The organism is Pseudomonas sp. E45-MNA-CIBAN-0222 (assembly GCF_040310405.1).
GTDB classification, from domain to species: Bacteria; Pseudomonadota; Gammaproteobacteria; order Pseudomonadales; family Pseudomonadaceae; genus Stutzerimonas; species Stutzerimonas stutzeri_AC.
Genome location: NZ_JBEOPU010000002.1, coordinates 450,184 through 469,799 on the forward strand (window position 1 = coordinate 450,184; position 19,616 = coordinate 469,799).

General features: G+C 64.0%; 13 protein-coding genes and 3 pseudogenes. 12 read left to right on the forward strand and 4 right to left on the reverse strand.

Features of this window, described 5'->3' with window-relative positions; genetic code table 11:
• The first annotated feature begins 139 nt into the window (after nt 1-139).
• On the forward strand, nt 140-1,036 hold the full coding sequence (locus tag AAEZ08_RS05050) for a cache domain-containing protein (RefSeq protein ID WP_058065322.1): 897 nt from the start codon (nt 140-142) through the stop codon (nt 1,034-1,036).
• 140 nt (nt 1,037-1,176) lie between these two features.
• Nucleotides 1,177-2,868 (forward strand): Na/Pi cotransporter family protein, encoded by a 1,692-nt coding sequence (locus AAEZ08_RS05055; RefSeq protein ID WP_500123841.1) that lies wholly within the window; start codon nt 1,177-1,179, stop codon nt 2,866-2,868.
• A gap of 138 nt (nt 2,869-3,006) precedes the next feature.
• Here AAEZ08_RS05055 and AAEZ08_RS05060 read toward each other — a convergent pair whose 3' ends face one another.
• Complete coding sequence (locus tag AAEZ08_RS05060) at nt 3,007-5,559, reverse strand: TRAP transporter permease (protein WP_102819989.1); 2,553 nt, start codon at nt 5,557-5,559, stop codon at nt 3,007-3,009.
• A 121-nt stretch (nt 5,560-5,680) separates the two neighbouring features.
• Nucleotides 5,681-6,646, reverse strand: a complete 966-nt coding sequence (locus AAEZ08_RS05065; protein WP_003282827.1) for a TAXI family TRAP transporter solute-binding subunit — start codon at nt 6,644-6,646, stop codon at nt 5,681-5,683.
• Nucleotides 6,647-7,256: 610 nt separating this feature from the next.
• On the opposite strand from AAEZ08_RS05065, the pseudogene AAEZ08_RS05070 reads away from it, so the two are divergent.
• The 6 genes and pseudogenes from AAEZ08_RS05070 to AAEZ08_RS05095 all read left to right on the forward strand — a co-directional run.
• Nucleotides 7,257-7,532: pseudogene (locus tag AAEZ08_RS05070) on the forward strand (PAS domain-containing protein); the annotation flags it as partial.
• A 303-nt stretch (nt 7,533-7,835) separates the two neighbouring features.
• Nucleotides 7,836-8,837 (forward strand): annotated as a pseudogene (locus tag AAEZ08_RS05075) (methyl-accepting chemotaxis protein); the annotation flags it as partial.
• Nucleotides 8,838-9,139: 302 nt separating this feature from the next.
• Nucleotides 9,140-9,304 (forward strand): HAD-IG family 5'-nucleotidase, encoded by a 165-nt coding sequence (locus AAEZ08_RS05080; protein WP_160320986.1) that lies wholly within the window; start codon nt 9,140-9,142, stop codon nt 9,302-9,304.
• 123 nt (nt 9,305-9,427) lie between these two features.
• Nucleotides 9,428-9,709 (forward strand): annotated as a pseudogene (locus AAEZ08_RS05085) (PAS domain-containing protein); the annotation flags it as partial.
• Nucleotides 9,710-9,949: 240 nt separating this feature from the next.
• Entirely contained in the window at nt 9,950-11,008 is a 1,059-nt protein-coding gene (locus AAEZ08_RS05090) for a methyl-accepting chemotaxis protein (protein ID WP_500123873.1), read from the forward strand.
• A 131-nt stretch (nt 11,009-11,139) separates the two neighbouring features.
• Entirely contained in the window at nt 11,140-13,068 is a 1,929-nt protein-coding gene (locus AAEZ08_RS05095; RefSeq protein ID WP_500123842.1) for a sensor domain-containing diguanylate cyclase, read from the forward strand.
• Here AAEZ08_RS05095 and AAEZ08_RS05100 read toward each other — a convergent pair.
• Nucleotides 13,049-14,449 (reverse strand): sensor histidine kinase, encoded by a 1,401-nt coding sequence (locus tag AAEZ08_RS05100; RefSeq protein ID WP_500123843.1) that lies wholly within the window; start codon nt 14,447-14,449, stop codon nt 13,049-13,051. The two genes, AAEZ08_RS05095 and AAEZ08_RS05100, sit on opposite strands and share 20 nt — an antisense overlap.
• On the reverse strand, nt 14,442-15,113 hold the full coding sequence (locus AAEZ08_RS05105) for a response regulator (RefSeq protein WP_500123844.1): 672 nt from the start codon (nt 15,111-15,113) through the stop codon (nt 14,442-14,444). Before AAEZ08_RS05105 ends, AAEZ08_RS05100 begins: the two co-directional genes overlap by 8 nt.
• A gap of 182 nt (nt 15,114-15,295) precedes the next feature.
• Between AAEZ08_RS05105 and AAEZ08_RS05110 the strand changes: the two genes are divergently transcribed.
• The 4 genes from AAEZ08_RS05110 (at nt 15,296) to AAEZ08_RS05125 (ending at nt 19,615) form a co-directional block, all read left to right on the forward strand.
• Nucleotides 15,296-16,558, forward strand: a complete 1,263-nt coding sequence (locus AAEZ08_RS05110) for an OprD family porin (RefSeq protein WP_427702253.1) — start codon at nt 15,296-15,298, stop codon at nt 16,556-16,558.
• Nucleotides 16,559-16,592: 34 nt separating this feature from the next.
• Nucleotides 16,593-17,567: a Bug family tripartite tricarboxylate transporter substrate binding protein gene (locus AAEZ08_RS05115; RefSeq protein ID WP_102819994.1), complete on the forward strand. Its 975-nt coding sequence runs from the start codon at nt 16,593-16,595 to the stop codon at nt 17,565-17,567.
• An 88-nt stretch (nt 17,568-17,655) separates the two neighbouring features.
• Nucleotides 17,656-18,099 carry a tripartite tricarboxylate transporter TctB family protein gene (locus AAEZ08_RS05120; protein WP_003282837.1) on the forward strand — a complete coding sequence of 148 codons (444 nt, stop codon included), beginning with the start codon at nt 17,656-17,658 and terminating at the stop codon, nt 18,097-18,099.
• Between the two features lies 1 nt (nt 18,100).
• Entirely contained in the window at nt 18,101-19,615 is a 1,515-nt protein-coding gene (locus tag AAEZ08_RS05125) for a tripartite tricarboxylate transporter permease (protein ID WP_500123845.1), read from the forward strand.
• The last annotated feature ends 1 nt before the right edge of the window (nt 19,616 follow it).

Below are 19,616 nucleotides of genomic sequence, written 5' to 3' on the forward strand. Positions count from 1 at the left end.
ACAACTCATGTCGCCGTACATCTCCTCCTTTCGCCCTGCCCTTTTGCTTCTCTCGACCAATATCAATTACGCCGCGGCTGCCTAGCATGGGGATACGGGGCGGCCGCTTAGTCGCCCGCCATCAGGTCAGGAGTCGTTCATGAACCGGAACCGCAAGAAGCTGCTCGCCCTCTCTCTATCCGCCACGCTGGGCGCCGTGCCGCTGCTGCTGCACGCACAGGAGCCGGCCCAGCAGCGGACGCTTGGCTCGGTGGAGCGCAGCCACGCCAGCCAGGCCCGCGCTCTGCTCGACAATGCCGTGCTGACCTTCCAGGCCAAGGGCCCGGAGCTGGCGCTGGCCGCCTTCAACGACCGCAACGGTGAGTTCGTCCAAGGCCAGTACTACATCTTCGTGCTTGGCGAGGACGGAACCATGCAGGCCAGCAGCGGCCCGTCGGCTGCCCTGGTAGGGTTGAACGTTGCTGACCTCAAGGACGCCGCCGGCAAGTCGTTCATCCGCGAAATCCTCGACAAGTCGACCAAGCAGGACAGCGGCGAAGTCGAATACAAGTGGCTCAACCCGGCCGACAACAAGGTCGAGAACAAGCTCAGCCAGTTCCGCAAGGTCGGCGACCACGTGCTCTGCGTCGGTTACTACATTCCGCGCGCCACCGCCGAGCACGCCAAGGCGCTGCTCGACCGCGCCGTGCAGCAGGTCAAGGACAAGGGTGCCGAGGCGGCCTTCCGCAACTTCAACGACCCGCGTGGCGGCTTCGTCTTCAACGACGAGTACGTCTTCGTCATCGGCCTCGACGATGGTCGCTACCGCGCCAGCGGCAGCTCGCCGAACCTGGTGGGTGTCGATGTGCGCAACGTCAACGACGCCGCCGGCAAGCCGCTGTTCAAGGAGATGATCGAACTGGCGCGCAAGCAGGGATCCGGCAGCGTCGACTACGTCTGGCGCAACCCGGCGACCAACGCGGTCGAGCAGAAGCACACGCTGATCCAGCGGGTCGACGACGTACTGCTCGGTGTCGGCTACTACACCCGTCCCTGAGGATCGGGCGAAACGGGCTTTGTGACGTTTCGGTGAACGGGGCCGACGGGCCAGGGTCAATCGAGTATCCCCGGTGAAGATCTGCGTCCTTGTGACGCAGGCTTTCGTCGTTGCTGCTCGATGAGGCAGGAGCCCGACCGATGCTGACCCTGTTGCACCTGTTGTCGTCTATCGCCCTGCTGGTCTGGGGTACGCATATCGTGCGTACCGGGATCATGCGAGTGTATGGCTCGCACCTGCGACGGGCGCTCGGCCAGAGCATGGGCAATGCGCCGCTGGCCTTCGGTGCCGGTATCGGCGTCACAGCGCTGGTACAGAGCAGCAACGCCACCGCGCTGCTGGCCATCTCCTTCGTCGCCCAGGGACTGATGGCGCTGCCCACGGCGCTGGCGATCATGCTCGGGGCGGATGTCGGCACGGCGCTGATGGCCCGCGTGCTGACCCTCGATCTTTCCTGGCTATCGCCGCTGCTGACGCTGCTTGGCGTCTGCCTGTTCCTCTCGCGCAAACAGACTCGCGTCGGCCAGATCGGCCGCGTGCTGATCGGCCTCGGCCTGATCATTCTCGCCCTGCAGCTGATCGTGCACGCCGCCGAGCCGATCACCGAGGCGCGCGGCATGCAGGTGCTCTTCTCTTCCCTGGCCGGCGACACCCTGCTCGCCGTGCTGGTGGGTGCGCTATTCGCCGTGCTTTCGTATTCCAGCCTCGCCGCCGTACTGCTGACCTCGACGCTGGCCGGCGCCGGCCTGATCAGCCTGCCGGTGGCGCTGGGCCTGGTGATCGGCGCCAACATCGGCAGCGGCCTGCTCGCCTGGTTCAACGCCAGCCTGCAGCCGGCTTCGGCGCGCCGCGTGGCGCTGGGCAACCTGCTGTACAAGCTGGCCGGGCTGATCGTGCTGCCGTTTCTCGGCATGCTGGTGGCCTGGATGGACACCCTGGGTGTCAGCGCACAGACCCAGGTGATCGGCTTTCACCTGATCTATAACAGCCTGCGCTGCGTGATCCTGCTGCCCACCGTGAAGCCGATGGCGCAATTGTGTGAATACCTGCTGCCGGAGCGTGCGCTGGACAACGGCGTGGCACAGCCGCGGCACCTCGACCCCGCGGCGCTGGATACGCCAAGCCTGGCGCTGGCCAATGCGGTCCGCGAAACCCTGCGCATCGGCGACATGGTGGAGCTGATGCTGGCGCGGCTGCTGGAAGTGCTGCGCGAAGACCGCCCCGAGCCAGGCGATGAGATTCGCCGCCTGGACGATGACGTCGACGCGCTCTACAGCGGCGTGAAGCTCTACCTGGCGCAGATGCCCCGCGAGGACCTCGCCGAGCAGGAGGGCCGGCGCTGGGCAGAGATCATCGAGCTGGCGATCAACCTCGAGCAGGCCGGCGACAGCATCGAGCACATGGTCAGCAAAGTGCAGCATCTCAAGACGTCCAAGCGCCGCTCGTTTTCCGACAGCGGCCTGGAGGAGCTCGGCCAGTTGCATGCGCTGCTCAGCGCCAACCTGCGGTTAGGGCTTTCGGTGTTCATCTCCGGCGATTTCCACGGCGCCCGCCAGCTGCTGCAGCAGAAACGCCAGTTCCGCAAGCTGGAGCGCGAACTGGCGCATGCCCACGTGCAGCGCCTGCACCAGCAAGTGGTGGAGAGCATCGAGACCAGCGCCGCGCATCTGGAGCTGATCGCCGACATGAAGCGCCTGAACTCGCTGTTCTGCAGCGCGGCGTACCCAGCACTGGAGGGCTCCGGAAGCGGGAAAACCCGCACGACCGGCGAGCCGCGGGTTGCGCACGACATGCGCATGAAGGAGCAGCCGCTGCCCGGAAGGCCTGCCTAGCACCCATCGGGATACCGAAAAGCTCTATGCCGCTTGGACGATCACCTCCGGCGGGCTCCCTGTTCGATCCATCACCAACAAAAAACCCCGACCATGTATCCAGGGCCGGGGTTTCCGATTGCTAACGATTACTGCCGATCAACGCTGCCTGCGTCGTCTCTGCATCCAGACGATCAGCCCGAACAGCAGGAAGCCCGGAATCCACATGAACTCCTTCGGCCAGCGATCGACCGGTGCACGCACCGAGAGAATCTGCTGATCGAATTCCAGGCCCGCTTCGGCGGCCGGGCTGCCGAAGGTGACGCTGTCGACCAGCAACTTGCCATCGTCCTCGTAGGTCATCAGGCCGATCTTCGCCAGCTTCTCCTCGCCGGACGCGCCGTCCGGAATGGCCAGCAGCAGGACGAATTCGCGCGGATCGCCCACCGCATCCTCGCCGAGCACACGCATGCGTAGCTGGCTGTCTTCATCGACACTGCCCAGGGCCTCTACCAGCTGCGCCGGCGGAATCTCCTGGTAGGGATCGTGGATGATGTCCATCCAGAAGCCCGGACGGAACAACGTGAAGGCCACCAGCAACAGCAGCACGCTTTCGTACCAGCGGCTGCGCACCAGGAAGTAACCCTGCGTGCCCGCGGCAAACACCAGCATGGCGATGGTCGCCACGATGAAGATCAGCACGCCGTGCCAGAAGTCCACGCCGATCAGCAGCAGGTCGGTATTGAAGATGAACAGGAACGGCAGCGCCGCGGTGCGCAGGCTGTAGTAGAAGGCCGTGACACCGGTTCTGATCGGATCGCCCTTGGACACGGCTGCGGCCGCGAACGAGGCCAGACCAACCGGCGGCGTCACGTCGGCCATGATGCCAAAGTAGAACACGAACAGATGCACCGCGATCAGCGGAACGATCAGGCCGTTCTGCTGGCCCAGGGAAACGATTACCGGCGCCAGCAGGCTGGACACGACGATGTAGTTGGCGGTGGTCGGCAGGCCCATGCCGAGAATCAGGCTGAGGAAGGCGGTGAGCAGCAGCATCAACAGAAGGTTGCCCATCGACAGCAGCTCGACCAGATCGGCCAGCACCAGCCCGACGCCTGTCTGCGAAACGGCACCGACGATGATGCCTGCCGCAGCAGTGGCGATGCCGATACCGATCATGTTGCGCGCACCGGCAATCAGCCCTTCGCGCAGATCGACCACGCCATCGGTAAAGGTGCCGTGCTCATGGCCGCCGTCCTTGCGCAGCAATGACAGCAAAGGGCGCTGGGTGAGCAAAATGAACACCAGCATCACCGAGCCCCAGAACGCCGACAGACCGGGCGACAGCCGCTCGATCATCAGACACCAGACCAACACCACTACCGGTAGCAGGAAATGCAGGCCGGAGAGCAGCACCGGGCGGGTTTCCGGCAGCTTTTCCAGCGGCATGTTCGGGTCTTCATGAGGCAGCGGCGGATTGCTCGCGGCAATCTTAAGCAGGCCGATATAGACCAACGCCAGCAGGACGCCGATAACCCACAGGGCTGAATCACCGAGCGCCGGCTTGAGCCAACCAAGGCCGTAATAGACACCCAGGGACAGACCGGAAATCAGTGCTGCACCAAAGGCAAAGCCGATCAGACGCTGCATCCAGGGCTTGGCGACGTTGGCGCGCGGCAGCGCCTGCAAGCCGAGTTTCATCGATTCCAGATGGACGATATAGGTCAGCGCGATGTAGGAGATCAGTGCCGGCAGGAAGGCATGCTTGATTACCTCCACATAGGGGATGCCGACGTACTCGACCATCAGGAACGCCGCGGCACCCATCACCGGCGGCATGATCTGGCCGTTGACCGAAGAGGCCACCTCAACCGCGCCAGCCTTCTCTGCCGAGAAACCGGTGCGCTTCATCATCGGAATGGTGAAAGTACCAGTGGTCACCACGTTGGCAATGGACGAACCGGAAATCAGGCCGGTCATGCCGGAGGCCACGACCGCGGCCTTGGCCGGGCCGCCACGGAAATGCCCGAGCATGCTGAAGGCCAGCTGAATGAAGTAATGCCCGGCCCCGGCCCGCTCGAGCAGGGCGCCAAACAGTACGAAAAGAAAGACGAAGCTGGTGGAGACACCCAGCGCAATGCCGAATACGCCTTCGGTTGTGATCCACTGGTGGTTAGCCAGCGCGGTGAAACTGACCCCGCGGTGGGCCAGCAGGCCCGGCATCCAGGGGCCGGCGACGCTGTAGACGAGGAACACCAGCGCAATGATCGCCAACGGCGGACCGAGAGCGCGGCGAGTAGCCTCAAGCAGCAGCGGAATACCGATGCAGGCGGTGACCAGATCCATGGTGGTCAGGTTGCCGGGGCGCTGTGCCAGCTGCTCGTAAGCAATGAACAAGTAGGCAGCTGTAGATGCAGCGACCAGGCCCAGGGCGATATCGACAAGGGGGACACGGTCTCTGGGCGACTTCTTGAATGCCGGATAGGCCAGAAACGCGAGCAGTAGCGCAAACGCCAAATGAATGGAGCGGGTCTCGGTGTCGTTCAGTACGCCAAAACCGAGCACGAAAGGCAGCGGTGAGGCGATCCACAGCTGGAACAATGACCAGAGCAGCGCGAGCCCGGCGATAACCGCGGCTATCGGCCCAATGGGCGTGCGCGCACCAACATCCTGGGCGATCAGTTCCTCGGTGGACAGTTGTTTGTCTTGCATGAATTGAGGCCTGTTTTTCAGGTAACGGAACCGCGAAAACCCGTGGCCATGAGGCGCACGGGTTTTCAGCTAAGGCATCGCGATGATCAGGGCCGCGCCAGCGACGCAGCCCTGGCGAGCCTTACAACCAGCCGCGTTCCTTGTAGTAGCGCTCGGCGCCTTCATGCAGCGGCGCACTCAGACCAACTTCGATCATCTCTTCCGGCTTCAGATCCTTGAACGCCGGATGCAGACGCTGGAAGCGCTCGATGTTCTCGAACACCGATTTGACCAGCTGGTAGACCACTTCGGCATCGACCTTGGCGGTGGTGGACAGTACCGCCTTGCCACCGATGGACTGGGTCGGCTTGTCGTTGCCCTTGTACAGGCCGCCTGGGATCTCGGCCTTGGTGTAGTAGCTCTTCTCTTCCAGCAGCTTGTCGATCTCGGCACCCGTGATCGGTACCAGCACCGCGTCGGTGGTGGTGGTCGCTTCCTGGATCGCGCCATTGGGGTGACCGACGAAGTAGGTCATGGCATCGATGTTGTTGTCGCCCAGCGCACTGGCCTGTTCAGCCGGCTTCAACTCGGCGGCGAGGGAGAAGACCGACTTGTCCCAGCCTTTGACGGTCATGATTTCTTCGAGGGTATCGCGCTGGCCAGAACCGGGGTTACCGATGTTGACACGCTTGCCCTTGAGATCATCGAGACCCTTGATGTTGGCGCTGCGGCGTGCGAGTACGGTGAATACTTCACTCTGCAGGGAGAACACCGCACGGATGTCGTCCATCTTCCCTTCTTTCTCGAAGGGGGTGACGCCTTCCATTGCCTTGTACTGGTGGTCGGACTGCATGATGCCGAAGTTGAATTCGCCACTGCGCAGGCCGTTTACGTTAGCCACGCCGCCGCCGCTAGCCGGCGCGTTGCACTTGATGTTTTCCGCGTTGCGATTGACGAAGCGGCAGATCGATTGCCCGGCAACGTAATAAACGCCGGTCTGGCCGCCTGTGCCGATGGTGACGAACTTCTCTTGCGCCTGTGCCACTGCGCTCAGGCCGGTTCCCGCCAGAGCAGCGGTAAAGATCCATGCCAAGGATTTGCCTTTCATGGATGCACTCCTTTTTGGTTGTTTTCGGATTCCCGGGCATCCCTTGTGAGTCTGCGCGGAACTTGAGTCTAGCAGGCGGCCGCTTTGGGGACAGCCTACGAACCCCGCCACGCCGATCCAGCAATGCTTGTGCCCATTGCTAGGACCGGAGGACGGAAGAAGGGTTGCGCGATATAGCGCATATTTTTCTGTACATTACTTATACACAAAGTATTATCTGTACAAGATTGATAGCACCTGGCCAGCCCTGGATTAAACCCGACCAGCGGAGTAGGACTTCAGTAGCATTGAATGGCGCAAGCAGTGATATCAACATGCTATCAGCCTCCAGGTGAGGAGGCATGCTGATCGGACAGGACCATGGGCCCGCCGACTGAAGCGCCAACAGGGATCATCCAGGGGATGTATCAATGCTGGCGCTTTTTTCGTGCCCATTTTCGGCGAAGCAAAACCGATACAAAACGACCCGTAGGGCCGTCCGAAGCAAGGAACCGATCACCACTGGGTGACAAAATCGCAGGAAGCGCGCGAAGCACCTTGAACGTGCATCGACCGAGACGTCCGTGGCGGAACAGAGCAATACGAATCACACGAGTTCACCACCATGCGCATGAACCTGCCGGTCACCGGCCGCGACGTTTCCATCAGCGACACCGCCAACATCCTGTCCACCACGGATCTCAATGGTGACATCACCTATGTAAATCCGGATTTCATCAAGATCAGCGGTTTTGAAGAAAGCGAGCTGATCGGTCAGCACCACAACATCGTCCGCCATCCGGATATGCCCACCGAAGCATTCGGTGACCTGTGGGGCTGCGTACGCGCCGGCACATCGTGGATGGGCATGGTGAAAAACCGCTGCAAGAACGGTGATCATTACTGGGTCAGCGCGTTCGTTACGCCGATCAGCCGCAATGGTCGGGTGGTCGAGTACCAATCGGTCCGAACCAAGCCCCAGCAGAAACAGATCGACGCCGCGGAGAAGCTCTACGCTCAGTTACGCGACAGGCGTCCGCCGGCGGCCTTGCGTCGCGCGCCGTTGAGCGCGCGCAGCCGGGTCGCGCTGTTCGCAGCGCTGGGTGCAGCGCCTTGCGTGGTAGCCGGTGCGCTGCTGGGCGGCGCTGGTTTGGTCGTTGCGCTGGCCACTGCGGCAGCGGCAGCAATAAGCGCGAGTAGCCTGGCCTATATGACGCTGGCACCCTTGCAGCGCCTCGCCGAACAGGCCCGCCAGCTGGGTGACAACCCGGTGGGGCAGCTGATCTATGCCGGCCGCCGTGACGAGTTCGGCCAGATTGCCTTCGCCATGAAAATGCTGGAAACCGAAGCGGGCGCAATGGTCGGCCGCATTGGCGATGCCTCGCGTCAGCTCAGCCAGCACGCCCATGAACTGCTCGGCGCCATGGACAGCAGCAGCCAGAGCGCCGCACGCCAGCAGAGCGAAACCGATCAGGTCGCAACGGCGATCAACCAGATGGCAGCCAGCGTGCAGGAAGTGGCAAACAACGCCCAACGCACCGCGGAGGCAGCCAGCCGTGCCAACAGCGAAGCGGCGACCGGCACCGAGGTGGTCAACCGGACCGGTGCCGCCATTGGCCAGCTGGCTCAGGATATTCAGCGTGCTGGCGACGTGATCCACGAACTGGAGGCGCACAGCAACGACATCACCAAGGTGCTGGACGTCATTCGCGGTATCGCCGAGCAAACCAACCTGCTGGCGCTGAATGCGGCCATCGAAGCCGCGCGCGCCGGGGAACAGGGCCGCGGTTTCGCCGTGGTCGCCGATGAGGTCCGCAACCTGGCCTCGCGCACCCAGCAGTCGACTCAGGAGATCAACAGCATGATCAGCGCACTGCAAGGTGGTGCGCGTCAGGCGGTGGACGTCATGCAGCGCAGCCGCGAGCAGGCCATGCAGAGCGTCGAGCAGGCCGCGCAAGCAGCTTGCTCCCTGCAGGGCATCAATAGCCGGGTCAACGAGATCAGCGAGATGAGCATTCAGATCGCCGCGGCGGTCGAGCAGCAAAGCGCGGTCAGCGAAAACATCAACCAGAACATCGTGAGCATTCGTGGCGGCTCCGACCAACATGTGGCGAGCGGTTTGCGCAGCCGGCAGAGCGCCTCGGGCGTTGCCCAGCTGGCAGACAGCATGGAAATGCTGGTCCAGCAATTCTGGACCCGCAGACGGACCTGAGCGAGGCCACGGCGCCCCGAAACGGTGCGCTCGGCTTGGCCTTTTATTGGCCGCTGATCGGCCGCATCCCGGGCTTGTTACGGCGCGCAGGCGAAGGCAAAATGCCATCAGTTTCGCCAATTGCGAAAGCTGCTTTACCGCTCAGGACAATCGGACCTGATAGCTAAGGCGCCAGCCGTGACATCCCAAAGGGATGCTCCACGACTGGCGCCTTTATTTTTGGGCTCGAAACACGCCGGCACATCATGAGCGTGTCGGCAGATCGGCACTCAACCTGCATGTGATTGCACGAAGAAGAAGCAATGCTGACCGAAGAAACCCTGCGTACTGCGCTGGAAGAAACCATTGAGGTGCTGGAACGCACCCGCCGCTCGTTCAAGTCCCGCGAGCTCGGCCAACTGCGCCAGCGCCTGATCGACCTGCTCGAGCAGCTGGAAACGGACGCGAGCAGCAAAGAGGACACTTGATCGCCAGTTCGTAGTACCCCGATGTAGACGGATTCGTCGTCGAGTCTATGCGAGCGCCCCAATAGAGCGGTGCCGCCGATTGCCTTGCGTATTCAGACCCATTTCTCCAAGGAAGATCTGTCTATGCGCCTCAACCTGCCCGTCAGCAGCCGTGAAGTTACGGTTGCTGAAACGGCGAACATTCTGTCCACCACCGACCTTCAGGGCACCATCACCTACGCGAACCCGGATTTCGTTGCGATTTCCGGATTCACCGAAGACGAACTGCTGGGTGAGCACCACAACACGGTGCGTCACCCGGATATGCCTGAGGCGGCATTTGCCGATCTTTGGCAGACGCTACAGGCGAACAAGTCGTGGATGGGCGTGGTGAAAAACCGCTGCAAGAATGGCGACCACTATTGGGTAAGCGCCTTCGCCACGCCGGTCTGCCGGGACGGCAAGGTGGTGGAATACCAGTCGGTGCGCACTCGCCCGCAGCCTGAGCAGATCCAGGCAGCTGAAGCACTTTACGCCCAGCTGCGTGGCGGTCGTGTGGCCAAGTCGCTGCGCTGCGCGCTGGGTCTACGCGAGCGCACGGCGCTGCTTGCCGCTGCCGGCGGGGCTTTCGGTGTTGTCCTCGGCAGCCTGCTCGCTGCAACGCCGGTGGCAGCAACGGTGGCCGGCCTCGCGCTCGGCGGTGCGATTGCCGTGGCGGTGACGATGTCCCTGGCGCCGCTATCACGCCTGGCGCAGCAGGCCCGGCGGGTCGGCCACAATCCGGTCGGCCAATTGATCTACACCGGCCGCAAGGACGAAGTCGGCGAGATCGCCTTCGCCATGAAGATGCTGGAAACCGAAGCCGGAGCCATGGTTGGGCGCATCGCCGACTGCAGCCGGCAGCTCAGCGATCATGCGCGCGACCTGCTCGGCGCCATGCATGGCAGCACCCAGAGCGCCTCACGCCAGCAGCAGGAAACCGACCTGATCGCTACGGCGATCCAGCAAATGAGTGCCAGCGTGCAGGACGTCGCACTCAATGCACAACGCACCGCCGAAGTCGCGGCCCGGGCCGACAGCGAAGCAGCCAGCGGTCGGGAGATCGTCGGCCTGACCGGCAACAGCATCACCCGGCTGGCCGGCGACATTCAGCAGGCCGCCGAGGTGATTCACCAGCTCGAGAGCCATAGCCAGGAAATCAGCCGGGTACTCGATGTCATTCATGGCATCGCCGAACAGACCAACCTGCTCGCGCTGAATGCAGCCATCGAAGCGGCACGCGCTGGCGATCAGGGCCGCGGCTTCGCCGTGGTGGCCGACGAGGTGCGCCAGCTGGCATCGCGGACATCCAGCGCGACCACCGATATCCAGAGCATGATCGGGTCACTGCAGGCCGGTGCGCGGCAAGCCGTGGAGGTCATGCAGCGCAGCCGCGAACAGGCGCAGCACAGCGTCAGTCACGCCGACCAGGCAGAACATTCGTTGAGCGGCATCAACAGTCGGGTAACCGAGATCAGCGCAATGAGTACTCAGATTGCCGCCGCCGTCGATCAGCAGAGCGCGGTCAGCGAAGAGATCACCCAGAGTATCGTCAGCATTCGCGGCAGCTCGGAAGATCACGTCGCAACCGGCTTGCACAGTCAGCGCAGCGCCTCTGGCGTGGCCCATCTGGCCGACGGCATGCTGGAACTGGTGCAGCAGTTCTGGGCGCGACGGCGCGCGTGAGCGCTGCAGTCTGTCGCGTGCGCAGGACAGACTGATATCACGATGGCATCATGCGCATATCGGTGCGCATTTAATGACGTCAGTTGGCTGGCACTTTGCTGGCCATTACCGCGCCGATGAGGCACTTTTGCATGATGCGCGCCCTACTGCTGTTGATCACCTGCCTGACGTTGCTGCCCTGGACCGGGGTCGCGATCGCGGCTGAGCCATCGCCAGTGCTGCAGACACGAGGGTCGGCGACGCTGCAGGTCGGCGAAGTGGAATACCTGCTGGGAAGGCCGGACGCGGATTTCACCGAGATTGCCGCGGCGGATCCGCCCTGGCAACGGTTGAACAAACCCAATCTCGGCAAGCAGCGCGACGACGCCTGGCTGCGCCTCCGGCTGCATAACACGGGCGACGCGGCGACGCTGTGGTATCTGCTGCTGAAATGGCCGGTGCTCGACCGCGTTGCGGTACGCCTGCATTACCCCGACAGCGACCGCTGGGGCCAACCGATGCTGGCCGGCGATGCCGTGGCGCTGAGCAGCCGGCCGCTGGCCGACCATCACCTGGTCTATCCACTCGAACTACCTGCGGGCGAACCAGCCGTGGTCTATCTGCAGGTGCAGGCCAGGGAAACCCTTGCCCTGCCGTTGGAGCTGATCGACGAGAAGCAGTTGATCGAGAGCAGGCTTCGCGACGTCACCCTGGTCAGCCTGTTCTTCGGCGGCATTCTGGTGATCGTGCTGTACAACTGCAGCCTGCTGATATTCACCCGTGACGTCAGCTATTTTCTTTATGTGCTGTACCTGCTGAGCGCGGTGTTCTACGTGCTGACGATCACCGGGTTTGGCCAGCTGTTCCTCTGGCCGGAAATCCCCAAGCTGTCGGCACGTTTCTATGGCCTTTCCGCGGCGCTGTGCTTCTTCACGCCGATGCTGTTCGCCCTGCGCTTTCTCGGCATACGGCGCTATGGCGGCTGGGTCTGGGCGGTGTCCATCAGCCTGACCGGCTACTGGGGCGTTGCGGTGCTCACGCTGCTGCTGGCGCCGACCCTGGCGCGCTACCTGTTCATGGACAGCGTCGCGCTGCTGCACTGCGTATTGACCATGGCCGTGACGCTCAACCTGTGGATGCGTGGCAATCCATCTGCGCGCCTGTTCAGCATCGCCTGGAGCACCTTGCTGGTGTTCACGGTCATCAACCTGTTGGCCCTCAACGGAACATTGCCACTCAATGCCTGGACGCTCAATGGCCAGCTGATCGGCATGTTCACCGAATTCGTGCTGCTTTCCATGGCGCTCGCCGAACGCATCAACGTCGAGCGCAACCGGCGCATCGCCGCACAGCAGCTGGCCTTGCAGGCCTCGCAGTCGCTGGCCGAAGAGCGCGCCCTGCGCCTGCAGGCCAAGCAGGAGGCACTGGACCTGCAACTGCGCGCCAACGAGGTGCTCGAAGCCCGCGTCTACGAACGCACCCGTGCGCTGGAAGAAGTCCGCCACGGCCTGGAAGCCGCCAATGCCGAGCTGCTGCGCTTGAGTACCACCGACTCACTGACCCAGCTGGCCAACCGTCGGCGTTTCGATCGTTTGCTGGACGAGGAGATACGCCGCGCCAGACGCAGCGGCAGTCCGCTGTCGGTACTGCTGGCCGATATCGATCACTTCAAGCGGGTCAACGACAGCTATGGGCATCCATTCGGCGACGAATGCCTGCGCCAGGTCGCGGCAGTGCTCGCCGCCCATTGCCAGCGCGCCGGCGATGTCGCGGCGCGCTATGGCGGTGAAGAGTTCGTTGTCCTGCTGCCAGGGCTCGACGCCGGGCAGGCCATCGCGCTGGCGGAGTCGATTCGCTGCGCAATCACCCAATTGCAGCTGCAGCATGGCGAACAGCCGGTGGCGCTGACCATCAGCCTCGGCGTCGCCACACTGACACCCGCGCTCGTCGCGCCGGTCGACTTACTGGCGGCAGCGGATGCGGCCCTCTATCAGGCCAAGAACGGCGGCCGCAATCGGGTGGTGTTGGCGCCCGACTGCGTTACCGAATACGTCAAGGCGATCACTCCTCAACCGGTATGAAACGCACCCTCACCAGAAGGCCACCGAGCTCGCCCTGATCCAGGCTGATTTCAGCCCGATGGGCGCGGACGATCTCGCCGACGATGGCCAGCCCGAGGCCGGCGCCATGCCCGCCGGTGTCACGGCGGTAGAAGCGCGCGAAGACGCGGTCATGCTCGGCAGCAGGAATGCCGGGGCCGTCGTCCTCTACCTCCAGCACGGCGCCGTCGAGCACCCGCAGCACCACATTGCCGCCGTTCAATGTATGCGCCAGCGCATTGTCCAGCAGGTTGCTCAGCAGCTCGCTGATCAGCGTCGGCTCGCCATCGACCCACACCGGCGCCTCGGCTTCCAAGGCCAGGGCGACGCCACGCTTATGGGCCAACGCCGCCATCGCCAGGCCCAGCTCGCGGGCCAGCTGCGACAGATCAAGGCGCTGCGCACCGCCCTCGGCGATGGACTGCGCACCGCTTTCGATGCGTGCCAGCGAGAGCAGCTGGTTGGCCAGGTGGATGACCTTGTCGGTGCTTTGCCCGGCGTCTTCCAGGGTGCTGCGCCAGGCCGCCGGTTCGGCTTCACGCAGGCCAAGTTCGATGCGCGCCTTCAGGGCCGCCAGCGGCGTGCGCAACTCATGAGAGGCATCGGCGATGAAGCACGCCTGGCGCTCGAACTGGCCGCGCAGACGCTCGGTGAACCCGTTGAGGGCCGCCACCAGCGGCTTCAATTCACGTTGCACGCTGACCAGCGGTAGCGGCCGCAGATCATCCGGCGCACGCTCCTGCACCGCCTCACTGAGCCGGCCTAACGGCCGTAGAGCGGCGCTGACTGCCAGCCATACCAGCACCAGTGCGGCGATGGCCATCAGGCCGACACGCCACAGGGTATCGGTCAGCAGACCGCGCGCCATGCGTTCGCGGGCGCCGAGGGTCTCTGCCACGCGGATCTCGGCGATGCCGTTGAGCTCCGGTTCGCTGACCGGTTGCAGCAGGCTCACCAGACGCACGCCCTGGCCCTGGAACTCGCCATCGTAGAAGCGCGCCAGCGCCGGGTAGTCATCGGTGCGCGGGACATCGGCACCGGGCGCCGGGAGGTGATCGTATCCGCTGACCAGACGGCCCTCGATATCCAGCACCTGATAGTAGATGCGTCCGGCACTGTCGTAGGCAAAGGTGTCCAGCGCCACGTAGGGTACGTTCGCGCGCAATTTGCCATCGTTAGCCACCAGGCCATCGGCAATCGCCCTGGCCGAGGCCAATAGCGTGCGGTCGTAGGCGGTGTCGGCGGCGGCGCGGCCGTTCCAATAGGCGCTCCAGCCACTGAAGAGCAACAGCAAGGCGAGCAGGACTGCCAGACGGCGCAGCAGCCGCGCCCGCAGACTGCCGGCGACCACCGGCTCAGCCATCGCGCGCCTCGAGCAGATAGCCCAGGCCGCGGAAGGTGACGATGCGTACCGGCTGGCCTTCCAGCTTTTTGCGCAAACGATGAATGTAGATCTCGATGGCATCGGCGCCGGCGTCCTCGTCCAGGCCGAACACCTGGGCGGCCAGCTGGTCCTTGCTCATCACCCGGCCGGGACGGGCGATCAGTGCCTCGAGCACAGCCTGTTCCCGGGAGGTCAGCGTCAGCGGCTCGTCGGCCAGGCTGAAGCGGCGCGCATCCAGGTCGTAGACCAGTGCGCCGCAGCGCTGCTGGCGTTCACCCCCGCCGACGCTGCGCCGCAGCAGCGCCTTGACCCGCGCCTCCAGCTCGGACAGCTCGAACGGCTTGGCCAGGTAGTCGTCGGCACCGAGGTTGAGGCCGTGCACGCGATCGCTGACCTCGCCGCGGGCAGTGAGCATCAGCACCGGCAAGGTCTTGCCGCGCTCGCGCAGGCGTGCGAGCACCTGAAAGCCGTCCAGCCGCGGCAGGCCGACGTCGAGGATCGCCAGCGCGTAATCCTCGCTGGCCAACGCCAGGTCGGCAGCGACGCCGTCGTGCAGCAGGTCCACGGTCCAGCCAGCGGCGCGCAGCGCCTGCACCACGCTTTCGGCCAGCTGGGGGTGGTCCTCGACCAGAAGAATCCGCATTGCCTGTCCTCTGCCATTGCGACGGAGCGCCAGTGTAGCGGCAGATCATTCGCCCCGCCGCTGGCTTTCAGCACTGAAAGGCTGGCGAAAGCTTGACCGCCTAGGATCGCCCACAGGTGGCTCGAACCACCCCGCGCGGCGCATGTCGCCGTCACAACAAAAACAATAGTGGAGATACCCCGATGCTGACTGCTGTCAGACGCTCACCCGTTCCTGCACGTCTCGCTCTGGCCGTTGCCGCCGCTTCGCTGGCACCAGCAACTCAGGCCGCCTTCATTGAAGACAGCAGTGCGACCCTGCAAACCCAGAACATCTATCTGAACCGCGACTTCCGCGAAGGCTCCGGCCAGTCCAAGCGTGAAGAGTGGACCCAGGGCTTCATCCTCGATGTCCAGTCCGGCTTCACCGAAGGCACCGTGGGCGTTGGCCTCGATGCCATGGGCATGCTCGGCATCAAGCTGGATTCCGGTGGCGGTCGCACCGGCACCGACCTCTTGCCGGTGCACGACGACGGCAGCACGCCGGACGAATTCAGCCGCCTGGGCCTGACCGCCAAGGCGAAGATCGCCGATACCGAGCTGCGCTACGGCTCGCACATTCCAGAGATGCCGGTGGTCAAGGCCAGCGACAGCCGCACGCTGCCGCAAGTGTTCGAGGGCGCCACCGTCACCTCGACGGACATCGAAGGCCTGACGCTGACCGGCGGCCGCCTGGACAAGGTCATCGACCGCGCCTCGACCAACTCGCAGGACCTGCAGCTGAACAACAAGAACAGCCGTTTCGCCAGTGCCGCCGAGGCCGACCACCTGACCTTCGCCGGGGCCGAGTACGCTTTCAACAAGAACCTCACCGGCCGCTACTACTATGGCGAGCTGGATGACGTGTATCGCCAGCACTTCTTCGGTCTGCTGGCCGTCAAGCCGCTGACCGACAACTCGGCGCTGAGCGCCGATCTGCGCGTGATGATCAGCGATGACACCGGCGCAGCCAATGCCGGCAAGATCGACAACCAGGCATGGAACGGCATGCTCGGCTACAGCCTGGGCGGGCACAAGTTCAGCCTCGGCTACCAGCAGATGCGCGGCGATACCGGCTATGCCTACATCGATGGTGGTGATCCGTTTCTGGTCAACTTCGTGCAGATCAACGACTTCGCCAATGCCGACGAGCGCTCCTGGCAAGCGCGTTACGACTACAACTTCGCCGCCATGGGCATCCCCGGACTTACCTTCCTGACCCGCTACGTTTCCGGCGACAACGCCGAATACAACGGTGGCAACAACGGCAGCGAGTGGGAACGCGACATCGAGCTGAAGTACGTGGTGCAGAGCGGCCCGCTGAAGAATGTCGCGGTCCGTATGCGCAACGCCATGTTCCGCTCCGACTTCGCCCGCGACGCCGATGAGAACCGTCTGATCGTCAGCTACAGCCTGCCAATCTGGTAAACCCGGGCCACAATAAGAACTCCAGGAGACTCCCATGAAAACCGCACTCAGTCGTTTCGCTCTGCTCGGCTCCTGCCTGCTGCTCTCCAGTCAGCTGCTCGCCGAACCCAAACGCCCCGAATGCATTGCCCCGGCCAAGCCCGGTGGCGGTTTCGACCTGACCTGCAAGCTGGCACAAAGCGGCCTGAAGGACAGCGGTCTGCTCAAGGCGCCGATGCGCGTGACCTACATGCCCGGCGGTGTCGGCGCGGTGGCCTACAACGCGGTGGTCGCCCAGCGTGCGGCGGACCCCGCAACCATCACGGCTTTTTCCAGCGGTTCGCTGCTCAACCTTGCCCAGGGCAAATTTGGTCGCTACGACGAGAATGCCGTGCGCTGGCTGGCGGGCGTGGGCACCGACTATGGCGCCATCACGGTACGCGCCGATGCGCCCTACCAGAACCTCGATGAGCTGATCGCCGCGGTGAAGAAGGACCCGACCAGTGTGGTATTCGGCGCAGGCGCCACCATCGGCGGCCAGGACTGGATGCAGACCGCTCTGATCGCACGTCAAGCAGGCATCGAACCGCAGAAGCTGCGCTATGTAGCCTTCGAAGGCGGTGGCGAAACACTCACCGCCATGCTCGGCGGCCACGTCCAAGTCACCTCCAGCGGCCTGGGCGAGGTCACTCCGCAACTGGCGGCCGGCAAGGTCCGAGTGCTCGCGGTGCTCTCCGATGAACGTCTGCCGGGTCGGCTAAAGGACATTCCCACCGCCAAGGAACAGGGTTACGACATCAGCTGGCCGGTCATTCGTGGCTTCTACATGGGGCCGGAGGTGTCTGATGAGGACTTCAACTGGTGGAAGACCCAGTTCGACACCCTGCTCGCCGACGAGGACTTCGCCAAGCTGCGCGAGCAACGTGACCTGTTCCCGCTGTCGATGACGGGCGATGAGCTCGAAGCGTTCGTCAGCAAGCAGGTGCAGGAGTACAAGGCCCTCGCCGGCGAGTTCGGCCTGATCAAGTAACCGAACGCCCGGCCCGCGTTCTGTTGGGCCGGGCAGTTGACGCTCGGGCGCTGCCGCGCCAGGCCGTCGAATCCTGAGGTATCCCGTCATGTACGTACGTGTCTTCGCCGCGGCGTGGCTGCTCGCCTGCGCCGGCCTCGCCCTGCTCGCCTGGGGCTTCGAGGCGCCCTTCGCCTACGACCCGGTTGGGCCGCGCGCCTACCCGCTGTTGCTGCTGTTTCTGATGACGTGCGGCGCACTGTGGCTGCTGCTCAAGCCGCACGGCGAGCCGACGCCCGCGTTCGACCGAGCCAAGACCAAGCGGGCCGTGCTGTGCGTGCTGGTTCTGCTGACCTACTCGCTGCTGTTCGAAATTCTCGGTTTCGTGATCAGTACCGCCCTGGCCGGTTTCGCCCTCGGCTTGCTGTTCAACGGTCGCCTGTGGCCCAGCGTGATCAGCGGTGCGCTGCTTGGCGTGCTGCTCTACGGGCTGTTCGATTACCTGCTGGACGTACCGCTGCCGCTTGGCCTGCTACGTCTGCTGGAGAGCTGAAATGGAAACACTTAATTTCTTGATGCAGGGCTTCGATGTCGCCACCCGGCCGACCAACCTGCTGGTGGCGCTGTTCGGCGCTTTCGTCGGCACCGTGGTCGGGCTGCTGCCGGGCCTAGGCCCGATCAACGGCGTCGCGCTGCTTTTGCCGCTGGCCTTTGCCCTCGGCCTGCCGCCGGAAACCGCGCTGATCCTGCTGGCTGCGGTGTACCTCGGCTGTGAATACGGCGGTCGCATTTCGGCCATCCTGCTCAACGTGCCGGGTGACGCCGCGGCGGTGATGACCACCCTCGACGGCTACCCGCTGGCGCGTCAGGGCAAGGCCGGTATCGCCCTGTCGCTGTCCGCGGTGAGCTCGTTCATCGGCAGCATCATCGCCACCTGCGGCGTGGTGCTGTTCGCTCCGTTGCTGGCCAAGTGGGCAGTGGCCTTTGGCCCGGCGGAATACTTCGTGCTGATGATCTTCGCCATCGCCTGCCTCGGCGGCATGGTCGGCGACAAGCCGGTGAAAACGCTGATGGCCGCACTGATGGGCCTGGCGCTGGCCACGGTGGGCGTGGACTCGACCACCGGGGTGTACCGCTTCACCTTCGGCAGCGTCAGTCTGTCGGACGGCATCCAGTTCGTCATCGTGGTGATCGGCTTCTTCAGCGTCAGCGAGATCCTGCTGATGCTGGAGAAGACCCACAGCGGGCAGAAGGCGGTCAAGGCCAGCGGCCGGTTGCTGTTCAACTTCAAGGAGTTCTGCCTGACCTTCTGGACCATGGTGCGCAGCGCCGTGGCCGGCTTCGTCATCGGCACCCTGCCGGGCGCCGGCGCAACCATCGCCAGCGCCATGACCTACATGAGCGAGAAGCGCATGGCCGGCGACAAGGGCCGCTTCGGCGATGGCGATCTGCGCGGCCTGGCTGCGCCGGAAGCTGCCAACAACGCCTCAGCCTGCGGCTCGCTGATTCCGATGCTGACCCTGGGCGTGCCAGGCTCGGGCACCACCGCGGTGATGATCGGCGCACTGACGCTGTACAACATCACCCCCGGCCCGTTGCTATTCGAACAGCAGCCGGACGTGGTCTGGGGCCTGATCGCCTCGCTGTTCATCGGCAACGTGATTCTGCTGATCATGAACATCCCGCTGGTGGGTCTGTTCTCGCGCATGCTCAGCGTGCCGAACTGGGTGCTCGTGCCAACGATCACGGTGATCAGCATGGTCGGCGTGTATTCGGTGCACAGCACCACCTTCGATCTGGTGCTGATGGTTGGTCTAGGGGTGTTCGGCTACATGCTGCGCAAGCTGGATGTCCCCCTGTCGGCAGTGATTCTCGGCTTCGTACTCGGGGAGCTGATGGAGGACAACCTGCGCCGCGCCCTGTCGATCTCCGCTGGCGAGCTGGGTATCCTCTGGGGTAGCCCGATTACCCTTACGCTGTGGGCGCTGACCGTGGCGATGCTGGCCATGCCGGGGTTGCGCTGGTATCTCAAGCGTCGTCGCGGCAACGTCGCCGAGGCGCAGGCCTGAG

Bases quoted from the DNA above. Each gene is read 5' to 3' on its own strand.
- AAEZ08_RS05095 (WP_500123842.1), top strand. From the start codon at position 11,140: ATGATGCGCGCCCTACTGCTGTTGATCACCTGCCTGACGTTGCTGCCC.
- AAEZ08_RS05115 (WP_102819994.1), top strand. From the start codon at position 16,593: ATGAAAACCGCACTCAGTCGTTTCGCTCTGCTCGGCTCCTGCCTGCTG.
- AAEZ08_RS05105 (WP_500123844.1), bottom strand. From the start codon at position 15,113: ATGCGGATTCTTCTGGTCGAGGACCACCCCCAGCTGGCCGAAAGCGTG.
- AAEZ08_RS05110 (WP_427702253.1), top strand. From the start codon at position 15,296: ATGCTGACTGCTGTCAGACGCTCACCCGTTCCTGCACGTCTCGCTCTG.
- AAEZ08_RS05100 (WP_500123843.1), bottom strand. From the start codon at position 14,449: ATGGCTGAGCCGGTGGTCGCCGGCAGTCTGCGGGCGCGGCTGCTGCGC.
- AAEZ08_RS05055 (WP_500123841.1), top strand. From the start codon at position 1,177: ATGCTGACCCTGTTGCACCTGTTGTCGTCTATCGCCCTGCTGGTCTGG.
- AAEZ08_RS05120 (WP_003282837.1), top strand. From the start codon at position 17,656: ATGTACGTACGTGTCTTCGCCGCGGCGTGGCTGCTCGCCTGCGCCGGC.
- AAEZ08_RS05080 (WP_160320986.1), top strand. From the start codon at position 9,140: ATGCTGACCGAAGAAACCCTGCGTACTGCGCTGGAAGAAACCATTGAG.
- AAEZ08_RS05125 (WP_500123845.1), top strand. From the start codon at position 18,101: ATGGAAACACTTAATTTCTTGATGCAGGGCTTCGATGTCGCCACCCGG.
- AAEZ08_RS05060 (WP_102819989.1), bottom strand. From the start codon at position 5,559: ATGCAAGACAAACAACTGTCCACCGAGGAACTGATCGCCCAGGATGTT.
- AAEZ08_RS05065 (WP_003282827.1), bottom strand. From the start codon at position 6,646: ATGAAAGGCAAATCCTTGGCATGGATCTTTACCGCTGCTCTGGCGGGA.
- AAEZ08_RS05050 (WP_058065322.1), top strand. From the start codon at position 140: ATGAACCGGAACCGCAAGAAGCTGCTCGCCCTCTCTCTATCCGCCACG.